Here is a 23793-nt window from a genome sequence, read left to right on the forward strand (position 1 = left end):
AACAAGCAGGAGCTTATGACCAGCAGCACAACGCCTGGCAATGTCCGACTGGATACCTCGCACATCCCTGCCCTGCTGCGGGTCACGGGTGACTGGACGCTCGCTCATTACGCCGATCTCAGCCACCTGAGCGAAAAGCTCCGTGGCCAATACGACAACAACACCCCCATCGACCTCAACGGCCTCGGTGCCCTGGACACGGCGGGTGCATCGCTGTTGGTGGAGTTGCTGGGTTCCGAGCGTCTGGGCAAGTCCGCCGAACACCCTGATTGCACCCTTTCCTCCGCCGATCGCGCCTTGCTGCAGACGGTGTATTGCTCGCTGACTGATTTCTGCGTACCGATCAAAGAGCCGGAAATCAGCGTCGGCATTCAACTGCTGACCCGTATCGGCCGTGCGGTCGATGCGGTCTGGCAGGACGCCCTGCAGGTGCTGGGTTTTGTCGGCCTGATCCTGCAAACCATCGCGCGCGGGCTGTTTTGTCCCAAGCGCTGGCGCCTCACGCCGATGGTCGCGCACATTGAGCAGACTGGCCTCGACGCCGCTCCCATCGTCGCCCTGCTGACCTTTATGGTGGGCGCCGTGGTAGCGTTTCTCGGTGCGACTGTGCTGGCGAGCTTCGGCGCGAGCATTTTTACCGTGGACCTGGTGGCGTTTTCTTTTTTGCGCGAATTCGGCGTGTTGCTCACCGCGATCCTGATGGCCGGCCGCACCGCCAGTGCGTTCACCGCGCAGATCGGCTCGATGAAGGCCAACGAAGAAATCGATGCGATCCGCACCCTCGGCCTCGACCCGATGGAGTTGCTGGTGGTGCCGCGGGTATTGGCGTTGCTGGTGGCGCTGCCGATGCTGACCTTCCTGGCGATGTTGTCGGGGATTGTCGGCGGTGGCGTGGTGTGTGCGCTGTCGCTGGATATATCGCCGGCGATGTTCCTGTCGCTGCTGCAATCGGACATCGGTGTTCAGCACTTCCTGGTGGGGATCGTCAAAGCGCCGATTTTTGCGTTCCTGATCGCCGCCATCGGCTGTCTTGAAGGCTTCAAGGTCAGCGGCAGCGCCGAGTCCGTCGGCGCGCACACCACGTCGAGTGTGGTGCAGTCGATTTTCGTGGTGATCGTCCTCGATGCCGTGGCCGCATTGTTTTTCATGGAGATGGGCTGGTGAGTCGTCTACCCCGAGCGCCTTCCGAGGCGGTGATCGAAGTCCGTGGGCTGTGCAATCGCTTCGGCCGCCAGAGCGTGCACGAGAACCTCGACCTGGATTTGTACAAAGGCGAAATTCTGGCGGTGGTCGGCGGTTCCGGCAGCGGCAAATCGGTGCTGTTGCGCAGTATCGTCGGCTTGCGCCAGCCCAGCGAAGGGCTGGTGAAGGTCTTCGGCAAGAACTTGCCGAGCTTGTCGGAGCACGAGCGCTCGCTGGTCGAACGGCGCTTCGGTGTGTTGTTCCAGAAAGGCGCCCTGTTCTCTTCGCTGACAGTGACCGAGAACGTCGCCCTGCCCCTTATCGAACACGCCGGCCTGAGCCGTACCGATGCCGAGCACCTGGCGGCGGTGAAGCTGGCGTTGGCCGGATTGCCGTTGTCGGCGGCCGACAAGTACCCTGCTTCACTGTCTGGCGGCATGATCAAGCGCGCCGCCCTGGCCCGGGCGCTGGCGCTGGACCCGGACATTCTGTTTCTCGACGAGCCCACCGCTGGTCTCGACCCGATTGGCGCGGCGGCGTTCGATCAATTGATTCTGACCCTGCGCGACGCGTTGGGTTTGAGTGTGTTTCTGGTCACCCACGACCTCGATACGCTCTACACCATCACCGACCGGGTGGCGGTGCTGGCGCAAAAGAAAGTACTGGTGGCGGATGCCATCGACAAGGTTTCGGAAACCGACGACGCGTGGATTCACGAATACTTCCATGGCCCTCGCGGCCGCGCGGCGCTGACGGCCGCTAACCAGCTCAACGAGGTCTGACATGGAAACCCGAGCCCATCACGTATTGATCGGCCTGTTCACCGTCATAGTGGTGGCAGGCGCCCTGCTCTTCGGTCTGTGGCTGGCCAAGTCCAGCGTCGACACCGAATTCAAGGATTACGAAATCGTCTTCAACGAGGCGGTCAGCGGTTTGTCCAAGGGCAGCGCCGTGCAGTACAGCGGGATCAAGGTCGGCGACGTAGTGACGCTGCGCCTGGACCCGAACGATCCACGCCGGGTGTTGGCGCGGATCCGCCTGGGCGGCGATACCCCGATCAAGGAAGACACCCAGGCCAAACTGGCGCTGACCGGGATCACCGGCACCTCGATCATTCAGCTCAGCGGTGGTACACCGCAAAGTCCGACACTCAAGGGCAAGGGCGGCAATTTGCCGACCATCGTGGCATCACCCTCGCCTATCGCCCGTTTGATGAGCGACAGTAACGATCTGATGACCGGTGTGAACGTGTTGATGCAGAACGCCAATCAGATGTTTTCTTCGGAAAACGTCGAGCGCATCAGCAAGACCCTTGAGCATCTGGAGCAAACCACCGGCATCATCGCCGACCAGCGCGGCGACATCGGCCAGGCCATGCAGCAACTGGCGTCGATCAGTAAACAGGCCTCCGCCACACTCGAACAAACCGCTGGGCTGATGCGCAACGCCAACAGCCTGCTCAACGATCAGGGCAAGCAGATGTTTGGCAGTGCCGAGCAAGCCATGAAGTCCCTGGAACGGAGCAGCGCGACCATCAACTCATTGCTTACCACTAATCAGGATTCCCTCAACAACGGCATGCAGGGCCTCAATGGCCTGGCGCCGGCAGTGCGTGAGTTGCGCGACACCTTGAGCTCGCTGCGCACCATTTCCCAGCGGCTTGAGGCCAACCCCAGCGGTTACCTGCTGGGCAGTGACAAGAACAAGGAGTTCACGCCATGAAGCTGATCCCGTTAGCCTTGGCTGTCGGTTTTGCCCTGACCAGTGCCTGCTCGATTCTGCCCAAGTCCGAGCCATCCGATGTCTACCGGTTGCCCTCGGCCCAGAGCGGCGCACCGGCCAATCACAGCACGGCGCTGCACTGGTCGCTGCGGCTGGCCAAGCCGCAGACCAGCGAAGCCTTGAACAACCCGAAGATCGCCGTGATCCCTCAAGGTGACCTGATCAGCAGCTACAAGGCTTCCCGCTGGAGCGACCCGGCGCCGGTGCTGCTGCGCAATCGTCTGCTCGATGGTTTCCAGCGTGACGGTCGGGTGCCGTTGCTCAGCACCGATGACAGCAATTTGCAGGCGGACCTGGAGCTGGGCGGCAATCTGCAGGCGTTCCAGACCGAATACCAAGGCACGACGGCGAGCGTGGTCGTGCGGCTGGATGCATTGCTGGTGCGTGGGTATGACCAGCGCATCCTCGCCAGTCGGCGCTTTGAAGTGCGTCAGCCGTTGAGCGATGTGAAGGTGCCGGCGGTGGTCGCCGGGTTCGGCCAGGCCAGCGACCAGTTGACGGCACAGGTGGTGGCCTGGACGGTGGAGCAGGGTCAGAAAGTCGTGCCGCCGCTGAGGCCCTGAAGCCACCGCTGAACCCTGTGGGAGTGGGTTTGCCCCCACAGGGTTTTCGTTTAGCCGAAGAACCAGTAGCAAACCCCGATGGCCCCCAGCACCCCGCCAAGCTCCGCCAGCAGCGCACAGCCCACTGCATGCCGTGCACGCTGGATGCCCACCGCGCCGAAATACACCGCCAAGACATAGAAGGTCGTTTCGGTACTGCCCTGGACTGTCGCCGCCACCAGCGCCGGGAAGCTGTCCACCCCCTCGGTCTTCATGGTTTCAATCAGCATTGCCCGGGCGGCACTGCCGGAGAACGGTTTGACCATGGCCGTCGGCAGCGCATCGACGAAGCGTGTGTCCCACCCGGCCCACGCCACCAGGTGACGAATCCCGTCCAGACCGAAGTCCAGCGCCCCGGACGCCCGCAGCACACCCACGGCGCAGAGCATCGCCACCAGATATGGCAGCAGGTTCTTGGCGACGTCGAAGCCTTCTTTGGCGCCTTCGACGAATGCCTCGTAGACCTTCACCTTGCGTAATGCGCCGATGATCATAAACAGCATGATCAAGCCGAACAGCGTCACGTTGCCGAGGACCGATGACAGGCTCGCCAGCGCGGTCGCCGAGAGCGTCGCCAGCAGTGCCATGAAGCCGCCAAGGGCGAGGGCGCCGGGAATCAGGTACGCCAGCACCACCGGGTCCCAGATGCGCAGGCGTTGCATGAACGCTACGCTCAGGAAGCCGACGATGGTTGAGCAGCTGGTGGCGAGCAGGATCGGCAGGAACACCAGCGTCGGATCGGGCGCGCCTTGCTGGGCGCGGTACATGAAGATCGTCACGGGCAGCAGGGTCAGGGAGGAGGCGTTGAGCACCAGGAAGAGGATCTGCGCGTTGCTGGCGATCGTTGCACTGGGGTTGAGCTCTTGCAGCGCCTTYATGGCTTTGAGGCCGATCGGTGTGGCGGCGTTGTCCAGGCCCAGGCCGTTGGCGGCGAAGTTCAGGGTGATCAGGCCGATGGCGGGATGGCCGGCCGGCACTTCCGGCATCAGACGCAGGAACAGTGGCCCCAGCGCCTTGGCCAGCCACTCGACGATCCCGGCCTTCTCGGCGATCCGCAGAAAGCCCAGCCAGAGGGTGAGGGTGCCGAACAACAGGATCATGACCTCGACCGACAATTTGGCCATGGCGAAAATACTTTCCACCATCGCCGCAAAGATCCCGGCGTTACCACCGATCAGCCACTGCGCCAGCGCCGATACGGCTGCCACGATGAAGAAGCCAAGCCACAGGCCATTAAGCATCAGTCAAATCCCCCGGAAGATGCGGCGAATGATAGCGGGGTAGGCAGAAACGACAAACCCCGGATTTCTCCGGGGTTTGTTGGGGGCTCTTGTGGGAGCGGGCATTAGTTGCTGGAGGTTTCACCAACCGGCAGCTTTTCCTTGCTGCGCCAGTGCGGCAGGGAGTTCCAGTAGCGCTGGCCCTTGGCGTCGTCGTACATGCCTTCCCAACGCGAGATGACCAGCACGGCCAAGGCGTTGCCGATCACGTTCAGCGCGGTACGGGCCATATCCATGATGCGGTCRACRCCGGCGATRAAYGCCAGGCCTTCCAGCGGAATACCGACGCTGCCCAGAGTGGCCAGCAACACCACGAAGGACACACCCGGTACGCCGGCGATGCCTTTAGAGGTGACCATCAGGGTCAGCACCAGCAGCAGTTGCTGGCTGATCGACAGGTCGATGCCGTACAGCTGGGCAATGAAGATCGCCGCGATGCTCTGGTACAGGGTCGAACCGTCGAGGTTGAACGAGTAGCCGGTCGGTACCACGAAGCTGCAAATGGCTTTCGGCGCACCGTAGGCTTCCATCTTCTCGATCACGCGCGGCAGCACGGTTTCGGAACTGGCGGTGGAGTAGGCCAGGACCAGCTCATCCTTGAAGATGCGCATCAGCTTGATCACCGAGAAGCCGAACAGGCGAGCGATCAGGCCCAGCACCACGAAGGCGAAGAAGGCGACGGCGAAGTAAACCAGGACGACCAACTTGGCCAGTGGCAGCAGGGAGGCGAAGCCGAAGTTGGCCACGGTCACCGCGATCAGTGCGAACACGCCGATCGGGGCGTAGTTCATGATCATGTGGGTGACTTTGAACATGCTTTCCGACACGCCCTGGAACATCTTCACCAGAGGTTCGCGCAGGTCCGATTGCAGGCTCGACAGACCGAGACCGAACAACACGGAGAAGAAGATGATCGGCAGCATCTCGCCGCGCATCATGGCCGCAAAGATGTTCGACGGGATCAGGTTGAGGATGGTTTCGATGAACGCGTGTTCATGCTGAACCTCGGCAGCAGTGGCCTGGTACTTGGAAATATCCACGGTACCCAGGGTGCTCATGTCGATGCCGCTGCCCGGATGGACCACGTTGGCCAGCACCAGACCGACCAGAATGGCGATGGTGGTGACGATCTCGAAGTAAATGATGGTCTTCAGACCGATACGCCCGAGTTTTTTCGCGTCCCCAACGCCAGCGATGCCGACGACCAGCGAGGAGATTACGATCGGGATCACGATCATCTTGATCAGACGGATAAAGATATCGCCTGCTGGTTGCAGGACGTTGCTGATCCACCAGGCCTTTTCAGCGCTGAAGTGGTTGAGCAGTGCACCTATTGCTATCCCCAGAACCAGACCGATGAGGATCTGCCAGGCGAGGCTAAGCTTTGCCTTCTTCATATCTTTACCCTTACTTGCGTTTGACTCAGGCCGATGCATGAACTGCAACGCTCAATGGCGAAGCCGTCTTGCACCAACCCCCGTATAAGGTCCCCGCGAGCGAGCATTTACAGCTCTCTGGCAGCGAAAAAGGCGCAACTATTCCGATGCGGGGAAGCGCCGTCTAATGCCGTAAACGCCTACCCTATGCCGAATCGGCATGAGATTTTTCAACTGAAACCCACGTCCCAGCCGGTTCGAATGCGACATTTCGGCAGGTATAAGTGCCGTGAACCGGCCATTTCAGCGCCGGTTGATGTTTTTTTGAACCAGTGAAAATTTAGGAGATGTCCTACGTTCGACTGCGATTTTTCTTCTCATGAAAGTCAGAGCTTTCTCGATATACGGTCACGAAGAAACACCGCGAAACGGTTTTGCGGGGAATATGCAGCAAGAACATATGAGCAGAATGCTCTAGATCAACGTTTTGCACGTTGAAGCTCTCCGCAAGTCCGTCGAGCCACGCTAGGCCGACGAACTTGCGTCGCAGCTTCACCTGACCCGGCCCTTGCGCGGCTACTCCCTGTACCCGTAGGTCACTCCGACCCTGAAGCAGTCAGAACGTCCCGACCCCTTGGTCATGCGTCTACCGTCCTCGGGTAGCGCAGTGGAAAGAAGCGTGAGGCCTCTTTCGTGTTTCGAACTCAATACCGGCGTGGATCTTTCTTCAGTCGCGCCATCCACATCTTCTGCATGCCTTCGTCCGGTTTACCGAGTAAGCGGTAGTCGGCATGTCGCGTGGGTGGCCGCGATCGTCATGGCACTGCCGCCCAGAAGCAGGGCGGCCGCCAATGTCTTTAACCAAAACACACATATCAACCTCGACCGCGACGGCCAAAGAAGAAGGAAGCAATGAACATCACCAGGAATACGACAAAGAGAATCTTGGCGATACCCGTGGCGGTGCCCGCGATACCACCGAAGCCCAATACTGCAGCGATGATGGCAATGATCAGGAATGTGATTGCCCAGCTCAACATGGTGATTCTCCTTACGCTTCTATTTAAGGATGTTGCTTGTGGTGCATTTCCCGGCGCGTTGAGCGCGCCAAGTTCGTTTGCTTAAAACACCCAACGTTCCTGGGAGGGCGTCTCGTCCACAGGCCGGGCCTGGTCGACGCCCATCATTCGTATTGAGGCGTTGTCAGCCGGGTTGCTGCTGACGGCGCTGAAGTGGCTTTGGGGGGGATGTGGAATCGAAAGGTGCACTGGCGCCGGTTGCGCGCTTTGCTCCCAACGCATGTACTGCTGGCCACCAATCAGGGTGATCAACAACGCCAACAGGGCAAACAAGCCTTGCTGGACATGCAGTGGCGAAAGACGCAATTGGGCGGCACTTTGGCGATTCATCCTGAAGTTCCTCCCATACGGGTAGTGATCTTTGGCGGGCGCTGGTTCATTAAATGCCCTGATTACCTAGACCATTGCAGCCTGCATGCCAGCTTTAATAAAGAATAAATACGATAGAAATCAAAAGGTTATTGTGTTTGTAGAAAACGTTTTAGACGCATCCTGCACGATGATCCGTTTGCAGTCGTGCGTAATGCACGATGAGTTCGCAGGCACTTTCAATATTTTTGGAATTGCGGGGAGGGCGTAGATGTCAGAAAGGGACGCAGGCAATCGCTGAAAGAATGGTCTGTAAATAAAAGTTCAAATAAATCAGCGTATTAGCTGAACTTTGAGTAGATAGATAGCCTGTTGTGGCTGGAATCGACCAGAATCAATCATGCAACTTGCCCGATTTTTCCGGGACTAACCAAGAACACCTATTAAAGGAGCGTAGGAACATGGAATCAGCCACTGAGCATCAAGGCCGCATTCTGCTGGTGGACGACGAATCCGCCATCCTTCGAACCTTTCGCTATTGCCTCGAAGACGAAGGCTACAGCGTGGCCACCGCGACCAGCGCTGCTCAGGCCGAAGCCTTGTTGCAGCGTCAGGTTTTCGATCTGTGCTTCCTCGATTTGCGCCTGGGTGAAGACAATGGCCTCGATGTGCTGGCCCAGATGCGAATTCAGGCGCCCTGGATGCGTGTGGTGATCGTCACCGCTCACTCCGCCGTAGACACTGCCGTGGATGCAATTCAGGCCGGTGCCGCCGACTATCTGGTCAAACCTTGCAGCCCTGATCAGTTACGTCTGGCCACCGCCAAACAGCTGGAAGTGCGGCAACTCTCGGCACGCCTGGAAGCCCTCGAAGGTGAAGTGCGTAAACCCAAGGAGGGGCTGGACTCCCACAGCCCGGCGATGAAAGTGGTGCTTGAAACCGCACGCCAGGTCGCCAGTACCGACGCCAACATTCTGATTCTCGGAGAGTCCGGCACCGGTAAAGGTGAGCTGTCACAGGCCATTCATGGCTGGAGCAAACGCCAGAAGAAATCCTGCATCACCATCAACTGCCCCTCCCTGACAGCGGAATTGATGGACAGTGAACTCTTCGGCCACAGCCGTGGCGCGTTCACCGGTGCCAGCGAAAGCACCTTGGGGCGTGTCAATCAGGCTGATGGCGGAACGTTGTTTCTCGACGAGATCGGCGATTTTCCCCTGACCTTGCAGCCAAAGTTGCTGCGTTTCATCCAGGACAAGGAATACGAGCGTGTGGGTGACCCGGTGACCCGTCGCGCCGACGTGCGAATCCTCGCGGCTACCAACCTCAACCTTGAAGACATGGTCCGCGACGGGCGCTTTCGTGAGGATTTGCTCTATAGGCTGAACGTCATCACTTTGCACCTGCCGCCGCTTCGCGAACGCAGGGAAGACATCCTGAACCTGGCTGACCGTTTCCTGGCGCGCTTCGTCAAGGAATACTCGCGTCCGGCCCGGTGTTTCAGCGACGAGGCCCGCGAGGCGCTGCTCAGCTACCGCTGGCCCGGCAATATCCGCGAGCTGCGCAACGTGGTGGAACGGGCGAGCATTATTTGTCCGCAGGAGCGGGTCGAGATCAGCCACTTGGGCATGGCCGAAGCTCCGACCAACAATACGCCACGCATTGGCGCCGCGTTGAGCTTGGATGAGTTGGAGAAAGCCCACATCGGCGCGGTCCTTGCCACCGCCGATACCCTGGATCAGGCGGCCAAGACCCTGGGTATCGACGCCTCGACCCTGTACCGCAAACGCAAGCAGTACAACCTGTGAGCTGCACCCGATGAAACTGGCGATGACATTGCGCACCCGGTTGTTCCTGAGTATTTCAGCCTTGATCACCGTGGCGCTGCTCGGGCTGTTGCTAGGCCTGGTCAGCGTGATGCAGATGGCTGGTACACAGGAGGCCCTGATCCGTGACAACTTCGTCAGGCTGGACCTGGGATTGAAGCTGCGCCAGACCCTGGGTGATCAACTGATCATCATGCTCGGCGAGAAGCCTGATCCCGCGGCGCTCGAGGCATCCCGACAGCATTACCTCGAATTGCTCGATGAAGGCATTGCTCGCGAGCCGTCCAGCGAGGGCGCCCAGTACGGGTTCAAAAAGGCCAAGGCTGATTACCAGAGCTTTCTGCAGGCCTACGATCTTTCCCGCGATACGGCACAGGTGCTCACTGGGGGCGGGGATCTCACGGAAAAATTCAACACGTTGCGCAACGGTTTGATCGCCGAACAGAAGCGCGCGCTGGATAACATCAGTGAAACCGAACGCCAGGCCCGGGACCGCGCGTTGCTGATTGCCGGCCTGCTCGGGTTGATCGGGGTGGGGGTGCTGTTCATCGGGTTCATTACCGCCCATGCGATCGCCCAGCGTTTCGGAGCTCCGATCGAGGCCCTGGCGGCGGCGGCTGACAACATCGGCCAAGGCAATTTCGAAGTGACTCTGCCGATTTCCTCCGCAGTGGAAATGAACCAGCTGACCCGACGCTTCGGAATCATGGCCGAGGCCCTGCGACAGCACCAAGCCACTAATATCGACGAGCTACTCGCCGGACAGCAGCGTTTGCAAGCAGTGCTCGATAGCATCGACGACGGTTTGCTGATCATTGATCGTCAAGGTCAGCTCGAGCACCTCAATCCGGTGGCTCAGCGCCAGTTAGGCTGGGACACCGAGCGTCTCGGCCAAGGGCTGGGCACGGCACTTGAGCGTCCCGAACTGGATGAACAACTGCACCTGGTGCTGCGCGGCGGCACCCTGGAGCGAGTGCCGGACGACCTGAGCATCGAGGTTGACGGGGAGTCGCGATTGCTGACGTATAGCCTGACGCCGGTCAGCCATACCCAGGGGCATATTCTCGGCGCCGTGATGGTGTTGCATGACGTCACCGAGCAGCGTGCCTTCGAACGGGTGCGCAGCGAGTTCGTCTTGCGTGCTTCCCATGAGTTACGCACGCCAGTCACCGGGATGCACATGGCATTCGGCCTGTTCCGCGAGCGGGCGCATTTTGCCGAGGATTCCCGTGAGGCCGACTTGCTGAACACCGTGAATGAAGAAATGCAGCGCTTGATGCAGTTGATCAACGACCTGCTGAATTTCTCTCGCTATCAGAATGGCCTGCAAAAACTCACCCTGGCGCCGTGCTCCATCAAAGATTTACTGGAGCAGGCCCAGGCACGCTTTGCCGGCCCGGCGCAGGAGAAGGGCATTGAGCTGTTGGTGGAAGTGCAGGGAACGTTGCCACGGCTGCAAGCTGATCAGGCGCAACTGGAGCGGGTGCTCGATAACCTGATCGACAACGCCTTGCGTCATACCTCCCGCGACGGGCTGATACGTTTGCAGGCTCGACGTCATGGGGAGCGGGTGATTATCAGTGTCGAAGACAACGGCGAAGGCATTGCCTACAGCCAGCAAGGAAGGATATTCGAGCCTTTTGTTCAGGTCGGCCGCAAGAAGGGCGGCGCCGGGCTCGGTCTGGCGCTGTGCAAGGAGATCGTGCAGTTGCACGGTGGGCGGATGGGCGTGTATTCACGGCCGGGGCAGGGTTCGCAGTTCTACATGGCGCTGGCGGTATAAGCCTGAACCCTCTCAGTCTTCGTCATCCAGACGCCGCGTTGCCTGTCGGCGGCCACGGGTAATCAATTCGATGAATTGCACAGCGCTCAATGGGTGCGCGAACAGCCAGCCCTGACCGAACTTCACCCCCTCGCTGCTCAGAAACTCTGCCTGGGCTTCATGTTCGATGCCCTCGGCAATCACCTTGAGTTGCAGGGCCTGGGCCATGCGAATGATGTGCGGTGCCACGCCGCTGCTGGCGGCGTCATGACCCAGCGCGTCGATAAATGCCTTGTCGATTTTCAGGCAGTCCACGGGCAGTGTTTGCAGGTAGGCGAGGCTGCAATAGCCAGTGCCGAAGTCATCGATCAGCACCTGATGCCCGACATCGCGCAAGGCCTGCAGGTTTTCTCTGGCCACCACGACATCAACCAATCCGCGCTCGRTCACCTCAAAGGCAATCTGTCTGGCGGCTACACGGTGCAAGGCCAGCAGGCGCGCCATCACCTGACCGATACGCGGCACCATGACGTCGCAGGCCGCCAGGTTGACCGAGATATACAACTGCGGATTGGCGCGCAACAGTTGTCCGAGCTGTTCCAGCAGGCGCTGTAATACGAAATCAGTCATCTGGCGGATCTGGCCGGTGTTTTCCGCCATGGGAATGAACAGCTCGGGGCTGGTCAAGGTGCCGTCCGGCCTTCGCCAGCGCAGCAAGGCTTCGGCTCCGACACAGTTGCGACTGTCGAGGTCGAAGATCGGTTGATACAACACCTGCAATTCGCCTCGTTGTATCGCGCCGTGCAGTTCGGCATCCAGTGATTGACGCTGGCGCACCAGCAGAAACACCAGAATGCCTACGCAGGCACTTAGCGCGAGGCTGGCCGGAAGCAGCCACCACCAAACGGCCGGCACATGCATCCCGGTACGCGGGGTGATCAGCACCAGTTGGTATTCGGGAGTGTTGGTCGGCATTCGGTAAATCAGGCGGGTAGGGGTGACTTGCAGTGCATCGTGATTTTTCGGGGGCCAGGGTTGCGTCGGGGGCCACTCCTGCTCGGCACCGAGCACGGGAATCGCGCGGGTGTCGTGGTCGAGCACCACCAGCAGGCTGCTCCCCGGAGACAGATCAACCATGTCGGTCAAATGCCCGCGAGACGTAGCCACCCGGAAATTGCCACGCCCCAGCATCAGTGCGGCGCGGTTCTCATCGGGTTCGGTGGTGGTGTTCAACCAATAGCTGTAGGTGGGGCCCTCGATGTCCGGTGGCCGGATCACCGAAAGCCCTTCCTGGCGTGGGCGGTTGGAGCAGATTCCTGAAGCATCCATGTAAGCGGCTTCGTAAACGAAGCGGTAATTGAAGCTGACTTGCTGCAATGTGGCGATCATTTCATCATCGCAGCCCCGCAGCGGTTGAGCTTCAAGGTCGTCGAGGCTTTCGCGCAGTTGCCCGAACAGCTGCTCCAGACGGACCAGAAAGCGCTCCCCCTGGGCGTTCATCTCCTGGCTTTCGTTGTCCTCGACCTGATGCATCGCAATGAACAGACTGCCGGTCATCAGCAGCGTGGCACTCAAGGCAGCCGCCAGCGTCGCCAGAAACCAAGGGCGATAGAACCAGCTACGCAGCTTCTCTCGAGCAGCCGTCATCATGGAATATCCGAAGGATTACCAATGAGTTATAGCTGCTGATTGGGAAAAGACCCTGACCGTCGGGCGGGCGTCATTATTTTGTCTGGTTCAACACCTGGAGAAGCGCCGCGGTTTGCGCGTCCGGCGTGCCGTCGAAACGGGACGGGCGAAAATGCAGCTGAAAAGCCGCCAGCACATTGCGTGTCGCTGCATCCAGTTCGCCGGTTTGTGGCGTGGCGTAGCCCAGGCGGGCAAGTTGTGCCTGAAACCAACTGATGCTTGGCAGCTGCACGGCGAACTGCGCTTGCTGACGCGCCACGGCCTGCTCGTTCGGCCAGATTCCCAGGCCTTCGGCCGCCAGGCGTTTCCAGGGGAACAGCGGGCCAGGGTCGAGCTTGCGCATGGGGGCGATGTCGCTATGGCCGATGATATGGCGAGGGCTGATGCCCTGGCGCTTGCTGATGTCCTTGAGCAGAAAGATCATCGATTGGACCTGGGCTTCGCTGTAGGGATACCAGAGACGCCCGGTCGGGGTGTCCTGGAAGCCCGGATTGACGATTTCGATGCCAATGGAACTGGAATTCAGCCAGGTCCGGCCTTGCCATTGGCTTTCGCCGGCGTGCCAGGCTCGAAGATTTTCATCCATCAGCTTATAGATGGTGGCGTGCTCGTCGTCGCCGATCAGGTAGTGGCTGCTGACTTCGCCATGGGTCAGCAATTGCAGCGAGTCCTCCAGGGATGCGGAGGTGTAATGCATCACCACGAACTGAATACGGCTGTCGTGATTGACTGAAGGGTGGCTGGTGTCAATCCGGGGACCGCTGGCGCAACCGGCTAATACGAGCAGCGAAGCAATAAGAGCAAGAAGTTTCATGGTGGAGGCAATATACACGAGACAATAATGCAACAGTGTAACGTATTGCCTTGCGCGCCGACCGCAAAAGCGCGCCTTTAAACAAAATGGAACAATTAACTGTCAGCCCAGTTCTATCCGATTACGCCCGGTGTTTTTCGCGCGATATAGCGCCTGATCAGCTCTTTTAAGCACCAGGTCGCTATGTTCGCCCGCTCTGAAGGCGGTCAGTCCCATGGAAATGGTGATAGTGACTCGCTCGCCCTTGAAGTGGAATGGGCAAGCTTCGATCGATGCGCGCAAGGTTTCCAACAGTTTCGCGCCGGCCATCGGCGCCGTGGCAGGCATCAACAGCACAAACTCCTCACCGCCAAACCTGGCTATGAAGTCCGTCCCGCGCAGACGCTTGCGCAGCACACTGGCGATGATTTTCAGCACCTTGTCGCCCGCGAGATGGCCGTAGTTGTCATTGATGCGTTTGAAATGGTCGAGGTCGAGCATCGCCAGCAACAGGGTATTGCCGTGTTGTTGCCATTGACTGATTTCGTGGTCCAGCCGTTCGCTCCAGGCCGCTCGATTCGGCAGGCCGGTCAACGGATCGATCAAAGCCTTCTGGCGCTGTTCTTCGAGGTGCTCGCGGTAGCCCAGCGCTTCCTGCTCCATGTGGGCCACCCTTTCAGCCAGGCTTTGCAGGCGGGCAGCGACTTCCTGCTCGCGCTCGTCGCGTTGCTTCTGGTGCTGGTCCATGGTGCCGAGCAGGCCTTCGAGATGGTCTTCCAGCATGTGCTTGAGGTCATCGAGGTCCGCCGCGTCCTGCATGCTGCTTTGCAGGCCGTCGACTTGCTCGCGAATCTGCGTGTCCATCACTCGCGCGGCAGAGCGGTTGTCGGCGTGGCCTTCGCTGGCGGCTTGCAGGTTGCTCTGAAATGATTCGAGGCGTTCGTTGAGTCGTTGCAGATAGGCTTCGAATTCGTGTTGGCCGCTGTCGGTAATGGCCAGCATTAATGTTGCCAGATCATCGAGGATGGGTAGCAGTTCGTACCAATTCAAGCCGTTTTGAAGACGATTGCGCATCGCTTCGGCTTGCGGTCGATGGCGTTCGGGCAGCGTCAGGTCGTCGAGAAGGCCCAGCAGAGTGTCTTCGATGTGCTTGGCCACAGAGCTGTAGGACGGTTCCGGCGAGTCCGGCAGGGCATACAGAATGTCGTGTTCTGACGTTTGCGGATCGCTGGCCTCCGGGATCAGTTCATCCGGGTTGATTGCCGGCGGAGCCTGGGTGGCCGGTACGGCGATCGATGGAGCCGGCTCTTGCGGGTGTTCGAGGTTCGGCTGGATTTGTGGCTCCGGGGCCTGGCTGCTCGTGGCCTCTGGCTCCAGGATGGGCGGGGCGAACGCCACGACTTCGGCTATGGGTGCCGTTGTTGCTGTGGGAGCCGGAGTGTCCACGGGTTCAGCGGGCGCAGCGGCGGGCAGGGCAGCTTCAACGGCTTGCGGTTTGTTGGCGGCTGGCGCGAGATTGACCGTCGCGAGTGGGAGTTCGGCCAGTGGAGCTGCAACCGGCTCGACAGGTTGCGGTGCAGGCATTGGCAATTCGGGGGCGGCGATCTGTGGCGCAGCCTCGTCTGCATCCCGGCTACCGAACAGGCGCTGCAGAAAACCCGGACGACCCGGTTCCACAGGGTTCTCCAACAGGCTCAAGGCTTTGCCTTGCAAGCCGCTCAGTTCGCTGAGCAGCAACGGGATTTCGCGAGCCTGGCCGACACGTCCGTTCAGCTGCTTGGCGAAACTCTTCAGTGGCCGGCTCACTTCCCGTGGCAGCGGCAATGCTTGCAACTGAGAGACCAGCGCCGTCAGTGCGGCGCTGACTTGATCAACCCGGGTTTCCCGGCGTTGCTCGGAGTCGAGCACGGCTTTTTCCAGGCGCGGCAGCAAGGCTGCCAGGCCGGCGTCCATGTCGTCTGTGCGTATGACTTCGCGCATTTCCTTCATGCATAGGTCAACGGCGCGATCGGTGCCTTCGGCAGCCAGGGTGCTGCGCACCAGTCCGCGACGCAGCAGGTCGAGCCGGGCGTCCCATCGACGTTCGAGCTTTTCCTGTTGTTCGATGCTTTTGAGGTATTTCTCTTTCCAGCGCTGTGCTTCGTCGCTCATTCAGGCAGGACTCAACGCGGGGAATGCATCGGCCGTGAGCGAGCCCGGCAGACGAATCTCTACCGCGACCGGCAGGTGATCGGAAATGGGCTGTGCCAGCACCTCGACCTTTTCAAGCGTCAGGGTGGGGCTGAGCAGAATGTGGTCCAGACAGCGCTGTGGGCGCCAGCTGGGAAAGGTCGCTTCCATCTGCGGCGCGAGCAGGCCTAAATCGCGCAGCGGGGAATGTTGCAGCAAGTCACCGGCGTGGGTATTCATATCGCCCATCAGCACCTGGTGCTTATAACCGCCGATCAACTCGCGGATGTAAGCCAGTTGCATGCTACGGGCGCGAGCGCCCAGCGCCAGGTGCATCATCACCACCACGAGCGCCTCCGGACCTTCGCCGAAGCGCACCAGAATGGCCCCGCGACCCTTGGGCCCCGGCAGCGGATGATCCTCGATCGCCCACGGGCGCAGGCGGCTGAGCACGCCATTGCTGTGCTGGCCGAGATGACCGAGATTGCGATTGAGTTGTTGATACCAATAAGGGAAGGCGCCGAGCTGCGCCAGGTGTTCGACCTGATTGACGTAGCCCGATCGCAGGCTGCCGCCATCGGCTTCCTGCAAGGCGACCAGATCGAAGTCGCCCAGCAGATTGCCGATTTTTTGCAGGTTGTCGGCACGCCCGGTGTGCGGCAGCAGATGCTGCCAGCCGCGGGTCAGATAGTGCCGATAACGCTCGGTACTGATGCCGACCTGGATATTGAAACTGAGCAAACGCAGACGGCTGTCCACGGGCAACCCCGTTGATTCCAGGTGATGCTCGTTGACCCGCGGGTCGTGCAGGCCAACGATGCGTTCAGTTCCCCAGCGGCGCATGGCGGTCGCCGCGCTTAGTTGGCAACGGCCTTGGTTGCCGCTCGCTCTTTGGCGACCAGTTGGTCAGCCAGTTTCAACGCTTGTTCGGCGCCGCCGGCAGAGCCGATGTCAAAGCGATACTTGCCATTGACGATCATGGTAGGCACGCCGGAGATTTCATATTTCTTGGCAAGCTCTTTGGCTTTGTTGATCTGGCCCTTGATGGCGAAGGAGTCGAAGGTGGCCAGGAATTTTTCCTTGTCTACACCTTGGGTCGCCAGGAAGTCCGCCATGTCTTCTTTGTCGGTCAGTTTCTTGTGTTCTTTCTGGATTGCGTTGAACACCGCAGCGTGAACCTTGCTCTCGACACCCATGGCCTCAAGCGTCAGGAACATCTGGCCGTGGGCATCCCAAGGGCCRCCAAACATGGCCGGGATACGTACGAAATTCACGTCGGAAGGCAGCTTTTCAACCCATGGGTTGATGACGGGTTCGAAGGCATAGCAATGCGGGCAGCCGTACCAGAACAGCTCCACGACTTCGATCTTGCCAGGCTCGGCCACCGGGACCGGGTTGCTCAGTTCGACATAGGGCGCTTCAGGTTTTTCGGCGGCTTGGGCAGTCATGCCGAACAGGCTGGCAGCGACGAGTGCGGCGCTGATGATCAGATTACGCATGCTTTACTCCTGGACAATTTGGGCGCCTCGCGCGACCTGTTTTCAGACAGATTCCGGCGGGCTTGAGTTCTGTAGTGTAACGGCAGCGGCCACAAAAAAGGGCAGCCAAAGCTACCCTTTTTATGTTTGCATCGACGGATTAATCGAGAGTTAACGTTGCAAGAGATGTACATCACTCACAACGCTCGATCACAGGCCTTAGTGCAAGCCTTGAATATAGCTGGAGACGGCGGCGATATCTTCGTCGCTCAGCTTTTTAGCGATGCTTTGCATTGGTTTGGTGTCGCCGTCGTTGGTCCGGCCACCTTCTTCTTTTCTGAATTCGGTCAATTGCTTGCCGACGTACTGAGCATGCTGGCCGCCCAGGTGCGGGAAGCCGGCAGCTGCGTTGCCTGCGCCATTGGGCGAGTGGCAGCCGGTGCAGGCTGGCAGCCCTTTGGCCAGGTCGCCGCCACGGAACAGTGCTTCACCGCGAGCCAYGATTTTCGGGTCGGCGGCACCGACGCTGCCTTTCTGGCTGGCGAAGTAGGCGGAGATATCGGCCAGGTCCTGATCGCTGAGGTTGGTCAGCAGGCCGGTCATTTCCAGTACCGTGCGTTTGCCGGACTTGATGTCGTGCAGCTGCTTGTTCAGATAACGCTCGCCCTGGCCTGCCAGTTTCGGAAAGTTAGGCGCCATGCTATTGCCATCCGGGCCATGACAGGCGCCACATACTGCGGCTTTCGCCTGACCAGCAGTCGCATCACCTGCAGCATGGGCAATACCGGAGATCCCCACGGTCAACAGCAGACTCACGATCAATTTGTTCATCAGCTAATCCAACTACGGCTAAGGGTTAAAGAGTTATGGACCGGGTTTACTCGCTCATCCACTGGATGATGTCTCGGTAATCCTCGGCACTGCAGTCCATGCACAAACCACGCGGCGGCATCGCCTTGAAACCCTGGGTCACGTGTTGCACCAGCGTCTCCATACCTTTCGCCAACCTCGGCGTCCAAGCTTCCTGATCGCCCTTGCGGGGCGCCATGGGTAGTTGGCCGGAATGACAGGCACCACAAACACGGTTGTACACAGCTTCCGGATCCTGTGTAGCCTGAGCGCTGTAAAGCGGCATCAAGACACCGGCAGCTAGCAGCCATTTCGTCATAAAACGACCTTTTCAGGGTTGAGAGCGTGCTGCGTTCTAATGCGCAATCAAGGTCAATCGCTCTCGTGAACTTCATCCTACGCTGGGACAAAGCGCACACAAAATCTGCGGCATTATATACTGGCGTCACTGAAACGGAAACGACACTGCTTGCCGCGTCCATTCCCGGCGCCGCCCACATCGGAAATCCCATGCAACTCAAGAATCCCATCCTCGGCCTGTGCCAACAGTCCACCTTTATGCTCAGCGCCGCCAAAGTCGACCAATGTCCCGACGACGAAGGCTTTGAAGTGGCCTTCGCCGGGCGTTCCAACGCCGGCAAGTCCAGCGCATTGAATACTCTGACCCACGCCAGCCTGGCACGGACCTCGAAAACACCGGGTCGCACACAGCTGTTGAACTTCTTCAAGCTAGACGATGAACGCCGTCTGGTCGACCTGCCAGGCTACGGTTATGCAAAAGTACCGATCCCGTTGAAGATGCACTGGCAGCGTCACCTGGAAGCCTATCTGGGTGGCCGTGAGAGTCTGAAAGGTTTGATTCTGATGATGGACATCCGTCATCCAATGACCGACTTCGACCTGTTGATGCTCGATTGGGCCGTCGCCAGCGGCATGCCGATGCATATTCTGCTGACCAAGGCCGACAAACTGACCTACGGCGCGGCAAAAAACACGCTGCTCAAGGTTCAATCGGAAATCCGCAAGGGTTGGGGCGATGCGATCACTATCCAGCTGTTTTCGGCCCCCAAGCGCATGGGCCTGGAAGAAGCCTACACCGTACTGGCGGACTGGATGGAGTTGGCGGACAAGGGTGCCGAGGCTGCCGAGTAAGTCTCTCGAGGCCAATTGGCAGGCAAAAAAAACCCCGGACTTCGTATGGGGAGGGAGAAGTTCCGGGGTTCAAGTTCCGGACCGCTAGGGCGGGGTCCAGATATCTGCCAACACTTAACACAACATAGGAGCATCGAAGGGCTTCACCAGCCATTCAGTATCTCTGAGTGGCGGTTCACGGATTTAGTTCAGACTATTTTCAAAAACCATTGGAAATAATCGCTGTCATTTTCTGCTCTATAGCCCTTCGTCATGTGCTGCAGCGCCAGGCCGCAGCACAAACGTCTTTTCAGGCGGCTCAGTGCGCCTCATCCCAGTTGTTGCCTGCGCCCACCTCAACCAGAAGCGGTACGTCCAGTTGTGCGGCGTTGCTCATGTGCACGCGAATCTCCTCGCGTACCTGGTCGACCAGGTCCTCACGCACCTCGAGCACCAATTCATCGTGTACCTGCAGGATGACTTTGGCGTCCAGGCCTGACGATGCCAGCCAGTTGTCCACCGCCACCATGGCTTTCTTGATGATGTCCGCCGCGGTGCCTTGCATCGGGGCGTTGATCGCCGTGCGCTCGGCAGCTTTGCGCAGGGCCTGGTTTTTCGCGTTGATTTCCGGCAAGTACAGGCGACGACCAAAGATGGTTTCGACGAAGCCTTGCTCGGCGGCCTGGGCGCGCGTGCGCTCCATGTACTGCAGCACGCCGGGATAACGGGCGAAATAACGGTCGATGTAGGCCTGGGACTGTTTGCGATCGACGCCGATCTGCTTGGCCAGGCCAAACGCGCTCATGCCGTAGATCAAGCCGAAGTTGATGGCTTTCGCGCTTCGACGCTGATCGTTGGTAACCGCATCCAGCTCGACGCCGAACACTTCTGCGGCCGTGGCCCGGTGGACATCGAGGTTGTTGCGGAAGGCATGCAGCAAGCCTTCGTCCTTGGCCAGGTGCGCCATTATCCGCAGTTCGATTTGCGAGTAATCCGCGGCCAGCAGTTTGTAGCCTTTCGGCGCGACGAACGCCTGACGAATCCGGCGACCTTCGGCGGTACGGATCGGAATGTTCTGCAGGTTCGGGTCGATGGACGACAAACGCCCGGTGGCTGCGACAGCTTGCTGGTAAGACGTATGAATGCGCCCGGTGCGTGCGTTGATCTGCTCTGGCAAACGGTCGGTGTAGGTGCTTTTGAGCTTGCTCAGCGAGCGGTATTGCATCAGCACCTTGGGCAGCGGGTAGTCCTGTTCGGCCAACTCGGCCAGCACGGCTTCGGCAGTCGACGCCTGACCCTTGGCGGTTTTGCTGAGTACAGGCAAACCGAGCTTTTCGTAGAGGATCACGCCCAGTTGCTTTGGCGAGCCAAGGTTGAATTCTTCACCGGCAATGGCAAAGGCCTCACGCTCAAGGGCGACCAGTTTCTCGCCCAGCTCGACGCTCTGGATGCCCAGCAGGTTGGCGTCTACAAGCGCGCCCTGGCGCTCGATACGGGCCAGGACCGGCATCAGCGGCATTTCAATCTCGTTGAGCACTTTGACCAGGCTTGGCGTCGCGGTCAGTTTTTCCTGCAATACCAGATGCAGGCGGAAGGTGACATCGGCGTCTTCGGCGGCATAGGGACCCGCCAGCTCAAGGGAAATCTGGTCGAAGGTCAGCTGTTTGACGCCTTTGCCCGCAATCTCCTGGATGTCGGTCTTGCTTTGGCCCAGGTACTTGAGCGCCAGGCTGTCCATGTCGTGGCGGGTGGCCGTTGAGTCCAGTACGTAGGACTCGAGCATGGTGTCGTAGGCAATACCCTGAACAGTAATCCCGTTGTTCTGATCGCCACCGATGGCGCAATTGGCGAGGATATTGGTGTCGAACTTCGCATGTTGGCCGACTTTCAGTTTATTCGGGTTTTCCAGCAGCGGTTTCAACGCCAGCAGCACGGTGTCACGGTCCAGTTGTTCCGGTACGCCCATGTAGGAATGGGTCAGCGGAATGTAGGCTGCTTCGTTGGCCGCGACAGAGAACGACAGGCCTACCAGTTGCGCGTGTTGGGCATCGCTGCCGTTGGTTTCGGTGACGAAGGCGATCAGCAGCGCCTTGTCGAGTTTGTCCAGCCAGGCCTCGAAGCGCTTCTGGTCGAGGATGGTTTCGTATTTCGCTTCGGCGGCACCCGGCTGCTCCTGGGCGACCTCGACGATGTCCTGACCCGAACGCTTGGCGTCGCGCTGGTTCTCTTCGAACCAGCTCTTAAACTCCAGCAGGGAATAGAGTTCGGCAAGCTTGTCGTGATCCGGTGGGCCCATCTGCAGATCGTCGAGGCCGATGTCCAGCGGCACGTCGATCTTGATGGTTGCCAATCGGTAAGAAAGAAAGGCCATTTCCTTATGCTCTTCGAGCTTGGCCGGCAGGGTCTTGGCGCCGCGAATCGGCAGGGTCGGGACGATATCGAGCTGCGCATAGAGCTCGGTCAGGCCGCCATTCACGCCAACCAGCAGGCCGGAAGCGGTCTTCGGACCGATACCCGGAACGCCCGGGATGTTGTCGGACGAATCGCCCATCAACGCCAGATAATCGATGATCTGCTCGGGAGCGACGCCGAATTTCTCCTTCACGCCTTCCACGTCCAGCGCGCTACCGGTCATCGTATTGACCAAGGTAATGTGCCCGTCGACCAGTTGTGCCATATCCTTGTCGCCGGTGGAAATCACCACCGGGCGGTCGGCGGCCGCGCTGCTGCGGGCCAGGGTGCCGATCACATCGTCCGCTTCGACGTTGTCCACGCACAGCAATGGAAAGCCCAAGGCCTTGACGCTGGCGTGCAGCGGCTCGATCTGGACCCGCATATCGTCAGGCATGCTTGGGCGGTTGGCCTTGTACTCGGCGAACATCGCGTCGCGGAACGTCCCGCCCTTGGCGTCGAACACCACGGCGAACGGGCTGTCCGGGTACTGCTTGCGCAGACTCTTGAGCATGTTCAACACACCTTTGACCGCTCCGGTCGGCAGGCCTTTGGACGTGGTCAGCGGTGGCAGCGCATGAAAAGCGCGGTACAGGTAAGAAGAACCGTCCACCAGGACGAGGGGGGCTTGGCTCATGAGCAGGATCAACCTTTTCGGCGGGTCCGGCGCTAGAATAGCGGGACCGTTGACGACAAAGGGACAAGGTTATCATGCGCACACTAAATCGCTTGTTGCTGGCTGGCTTGTTTGCAATCACTCCATTGGCTGTCATGGCGGCGGATGACAAGCCCTCGGCGGACCCGGAAGTAACGATCCGCACGGAAGGCGATAAAACCATTCAGGAGTATCGCCAGAACGGCTTCGTGTACGCGATCAAGGTCACCCCGAAGGTCGGAAAACCGTACTTTCTGATACGTGCGGACGGAACAGATGCAAACTATATCCGCTCGGATCAGCCGGATATGCTGATTCCCTCGTGGAAAATCTTTGAGTGGAAGTAGTTTCTTAATTTCAATCGGCGCTGGCTCAACCGCGGCGCCCGTACTGGCAGTTTTAACCATGTCTGTGTTCACCCCCCTGGCTCGGCCCGAGCTGGAAACCTTTCTCGCCCCTTACGGGCTCGGCCGCCTGCTTGATTTCCAGGGGATCGCCGCCGGTAGCGAAAACACCAATTTCTTTATCAGCCTGGAGCAGGGCGAGTTTGTCCTGACCCTGGTCGAGCGCGGTCCGGTGCAGGAGATGCCGTTCTTCATCGAACTGCTCGACGTGCTGCACGACGCCAACCTGCCGGTGCCTTATGCCCTGCGCACCACCGACGGCGTTGCATTGCGCGAGCTGGCCGGTAAACCTGCGCTGTTGCAGCCACGTCTGGCGGGCAAGCACATCAAGGACGCCAACGCCCAGCATTGCGCTCAGGTCGGCGAGCTGCTGGCTCACCTGCACCTGGCGACCCAGGCCAACATGATCAAGCGCAAAACCGATCGCGGCCTGGACTGGATGCTGGAAGAGGGCACGCAGTTTCTCTCGCACCTGAACGCCGAACAAAGCGATTTGCTGCAACGGGCTCTGGAAGAGATCACCCAGCAGAAGACGAAAATTCTGGCGCTGCCGCGGGCCAACATCCATGCGGATCTGTTCCGCGACAATGCGATGTTCGAAGGCACGCACCTGACCGGGTTGATCGACTTCTACAACGCTTGTTCAGGGCCGATGCTCTATGACGTGGCAATTGCCTTGAACGACTGGTGTTCGGACGAGCAAGGGCAGCTCGACGGGGCTCGGGCGCGGGCGTTGCTGGGCGCTTATGCCGCGCTGCGACCGTTCACCGCTGCCGAAGCGGAGCTGTGGCCGACCATGCTGCGCGTGGCGTGCGTGCGGTTCTGGTTGTCGCGGTTGATTGCGGCGGAGTCTTTCGCCGGGCAGGACGTGTTGATTCACGATCCGATGGAATTTCAGCTGCGCTTGGCACAGCGGCAGAAGGTCGACACGCCGCTGCCTTTCGCCCTCTAAAAGCTTCGCGGGCAAGCCTCGCTC

At 59.6% G+C, this 23793-nt stretch carries 21 protein-coding genes and 1 pseudogene; 9 read left to right on the plus strand and 13 right to left on the minus strand.

The genetic code is table 11. The features are described 5' to 3' along the window. Window positions 1-15: 15 nt before the first annotated feature. The 4 genes from AC1DIS_RS13640 to AC1DIS_RS13655 are packed head-to-tail and all read left to right on the plus strand — an operon-like array spanning window position 16 to window position 3527. Window positions 16-1164, plus strand: a complete 1149-nt coding sequence (locus tag AC1DIS_RS13640) for an MlaE family ABC transporter permease (protein ID WP_018927289.1) — start codon at window positions 16-18, stop codon at window positions 1162-1164. After that, entirely contained in the window at window positions 1161-1964 is an 804-nt protein-coding gene (locus tag AC1DIS_RS13645; protein WP_018927288.1) for an ABC transporter ATP-binding protein, read from the plus strand. Before AC1DIS_RS13640 ends, AC1DIS_RS13645 begins: the two co-directional genes overlap by 4 nt. Window position 1965: 1 nt before the next feature. Continuing rightward, on the plus strand, window positions 1966-2904 hold the full coding sequence (locus AC1DIS_RS13650; RefSeq protein ID WP_018927287.1) for an MlaD family protein: 939 nt from the start codon (window positions 1966-1968) through the stop codon (window positions 2902-2904). Next, window positions 2901-3527: an ABC-type transport auxiliary lipoprotein family protein gene (locus AC1DIS_RS13655; RefSeq protein WP_019651219.1), complete on the plus strand. Its 627-nt coding sequence runs from the start codon at window positions 2901-2903 to the stop codon at window positions 3525-3527. Before AC1DIS_RS13650 ends, AC1DIS_RS13655 begins: the two co-directional genes overlap by 4 nt. A gap of 50 nt (window positions 3528-3577) precedes the next feature. Here AC1DIS_RS13655 and AC1DIS_RS13660 read toward each other — a convergent pair whose 3' ends face one another. From AC1DIS_RS13660 to AC1DIS_RS13680, 5 genes and pseudogenes are all read right to left on the minus strand, one after another. Further along, entirely contained in the window at window positions 3578-4807 is a 1230-nt protein-coding gene (locus AC1DIS_RS13660; protein WP_477780926.1) for a nucleoside recognition domain-containing protein, read from the minus strand. Between the two features lie 104 nt (window positions 4808-4911). Next, window positions 4912-6243, minus strand: a complete 1332-nt coding sequence (gene gltP, locus AC1DIS_RS13665) for a glutamate/aspartate:proton symporter GltP (protein ID WP_018927284.1) — start codon at window positions 6241-6243, stop codon at window positions 4912-4914. Between the two features lie 683 nt (window positions 6244-6926). Then, window positions 6927-7031 (minus strand): annotated as a pseudogene (locus tag AC1DIS_RS13670) (Ivy family c-type lysozyme inhibitor); the annotation flags it as partial. A 66-nt stretch (window positions 7032-7097) separates the two neighbouring features. Beyond that, a complete protein-coding gene (locus tag AC1DIS_RS13675; protein WP_003177151.1) occupies window positions 7098-7262 on the minus strand; it encodes a DUF1328 domain-containing protein in 165 nt (54 codons plus the stop codon). An 81-nt stretch (window positions 7263-7343) separates the two neighbouring features. Then, window positions 7344-7631: a hypothetical protein gene (locus AC1DIS_RS13680; RefSeq protein WP_064615662.1), complete on the minus strand. Its 288-nt coding sequence runs from the start codon at window positions 7629-7631 to the stop codon at window positions 7344-7346. A 440-nt stretch (window positions 7632-8071) separates the two neighbouring features. Here AC1DIS_RS13680 and algB point away from each other — a divergent pair, with 440 nt between their 5' ends. Both algB and AC1DIS_RS13690 read left to right on the plus strand, forming a co-directional pair. After that, window positions 8072-9418: a sigma-54-dependent response regulator transcription factor AlgB gene (gene algB / locus AC1DIS_RS13685; protein WP_018927282.1), complete on the plus strand. Its 1347-nt coding sequence runs from the start codon at window positions 8072-8074 to the stop codon at window positions 9416-9418. 10 nt (window positions 9419-9428) lie between these two features. Further along, a complete protein-coding gene (locus tag AC1DIS_RS13690) occupies window positions 9429-11219 on the plus strand; it encodes a KinB sensor domain-containing domain (RefSeq protein WP_018927281.1) in 1791 nt (596 codons plus the stop codon). 12 nt (window positions 11220-11231) lie between these two features. On the opposite strand, the gene AC1DIS_RS13695 is transcribed toward AC1DIS_RS13690, so the two are convergent. The 7 genes from AC1DIS_RS13695 to AC1DIS_RS13725 all read right to left on the minus strand — a co-directional run bounded on the left by AC1DIS_RS13695 (window position 11232) and on the right by AC1DIS_RS13725 (window position 18495). Continuing rightward, window positions 11232-12848, minus strand: coding sequence for an EAL domain-containing protein (locus AC1DIS_RS13695; protein WP_477780927.1), 1617 nt, complete (start codon window positions 12846-12848; stop codon window positions 11232-11234). Window positions 12849-12921: 73 nt separating this feature from the next. Further along, entirely contained in the window at window positions 12922-13701 is a 780-nt protein-coding gene (locus AC1DIS_RS13700) for an N-acetylmuramoyl-L-alanine amidase (RefSeq protein WP_064615664.1), read from the minus strand. 102 nt (window positions 13702-13803) lie between these two features. Next, entirely contained in the window at window positions 13804-15831 is a 2028-nt protein-coding gene (locus AC1DIS_RS13705; RefSeq protein ID WP_477743518.1) for a GGDEF domain-containing protein, read from the minus strand. Further along, entirely contained in the window at window positions 15832-16692 is an 861-nt protein-coding gene (locus tag AC1DIS_RS13710; protein ID WP_007940704.1) for an endonuclease/exonuclease/phosphatase family protein, read from the minus strand. It lies immediately after the preceding gene. A gap of 14 nt (window positions 16693-16706) precedes the next feature. Beyond that, complete coding sequence (locus AC1DIS_RS13715; RefSeq protein WP_018927277.1) at window positions 16707-17348, minus strand: thiol:disulfide interchange protein DsbA/DsbL; 642 nt, start codon at window positions 17346-17348, stop codon at window positions 16707-16709. Window positions 17349-17546: 198 nt separating this feature from the next. Further along, window positions 17547-18158, minus strand: coding sequence for a c-type cytochrome (locus AC1DIS_RS13720; RefSeq protein WP_477780928.1), 612 nt, complete (start codon window positions 18156-18158; stop codon window positions 17547-17549). 46 nt (window positions 18159-18204) lie between these two features. Further along, the gene (locus AC1DIS_RS13725) at window positions 18205-18495 is read right to left on the minus strand and encodes a c-type cytochrome (RefSeq protein WP_138866577.1); all 291 of its coding nucleotides are present in this window, start codon (window positions 18493-18495) and stop codon (window positions 18205-18207) included. 191 nt (window positions 18496-18686) lie between these two features. Here AC1DIS_RS13725 and yihA point away from each other — a divergent pair, with 191 nt between their 5' ends. Next, the gene (gene yihA / locus AC1DIS_RS13730) at window positions 18687-19328 is read left to right on the plus strand and encodes a ribosome biogenesis GTP-binding protein YihA/YsxC (protein ID WP_477743517.1); all 642 of its coding nucleotides are present in this window, start codon (window positions 18687-18689) and stop codon (window positions 19326-19328) included. A gap of 298 nt (window positions 19329-19626) precedes the next feature. Here the strand turns inward: yihA and polA are convergent, their stop codons facing one another. After that, the gene (polA, locus tag AC1DIS_RS13735) at window positions 19627-22395 is read right to left on the minus strand and encodes a DNA polymerase I (RefSeq protein WP_477743516.1); all 2769 of its coding nucleotides are present in this window, start codon (window positions 22393-22395) and stop codon (window positions 19627-19629) included. A gap of 74 nt (window positions 22396-22469) precedes the next feature. Here polA and AC1DIS_RS13740 point away from each other — a divergent pair, with 74 nt between their 5' ends. Together AC1DIS_RS13740 and AC1DIS_RS13745 are read left to right on the plus strand one after the other, a co-directional pair. Next, window positions 22470-22760, plus strand: a complete 291-nt coding sequence (locus AC1DIS_RS13740) for a DUF2782 domain-containing protein (RefSeq protein ID WP_018927274.1) — start codon at window positions 22470-22472, stop codon at window positions 22758-22760. Window positions 22761-22818: 58 nt separating this feature from the next. After that, window positions 22819-23769, plus strand: coding sequence for a homoserine kinase (locus AC1DIS_RS13745; RefSeq protein WP_018927273.1), 951 nt, complete (start codon window positions 22819-22821; stop codon window positions 23767-23769). The last annotated feature ends 24 nt before the right edge of the window (window positions 23770-23793 follow it).

The sequence above is a fragment of the Pseudomonas sp. 05N433 genome, assembly GCF_056396925.1.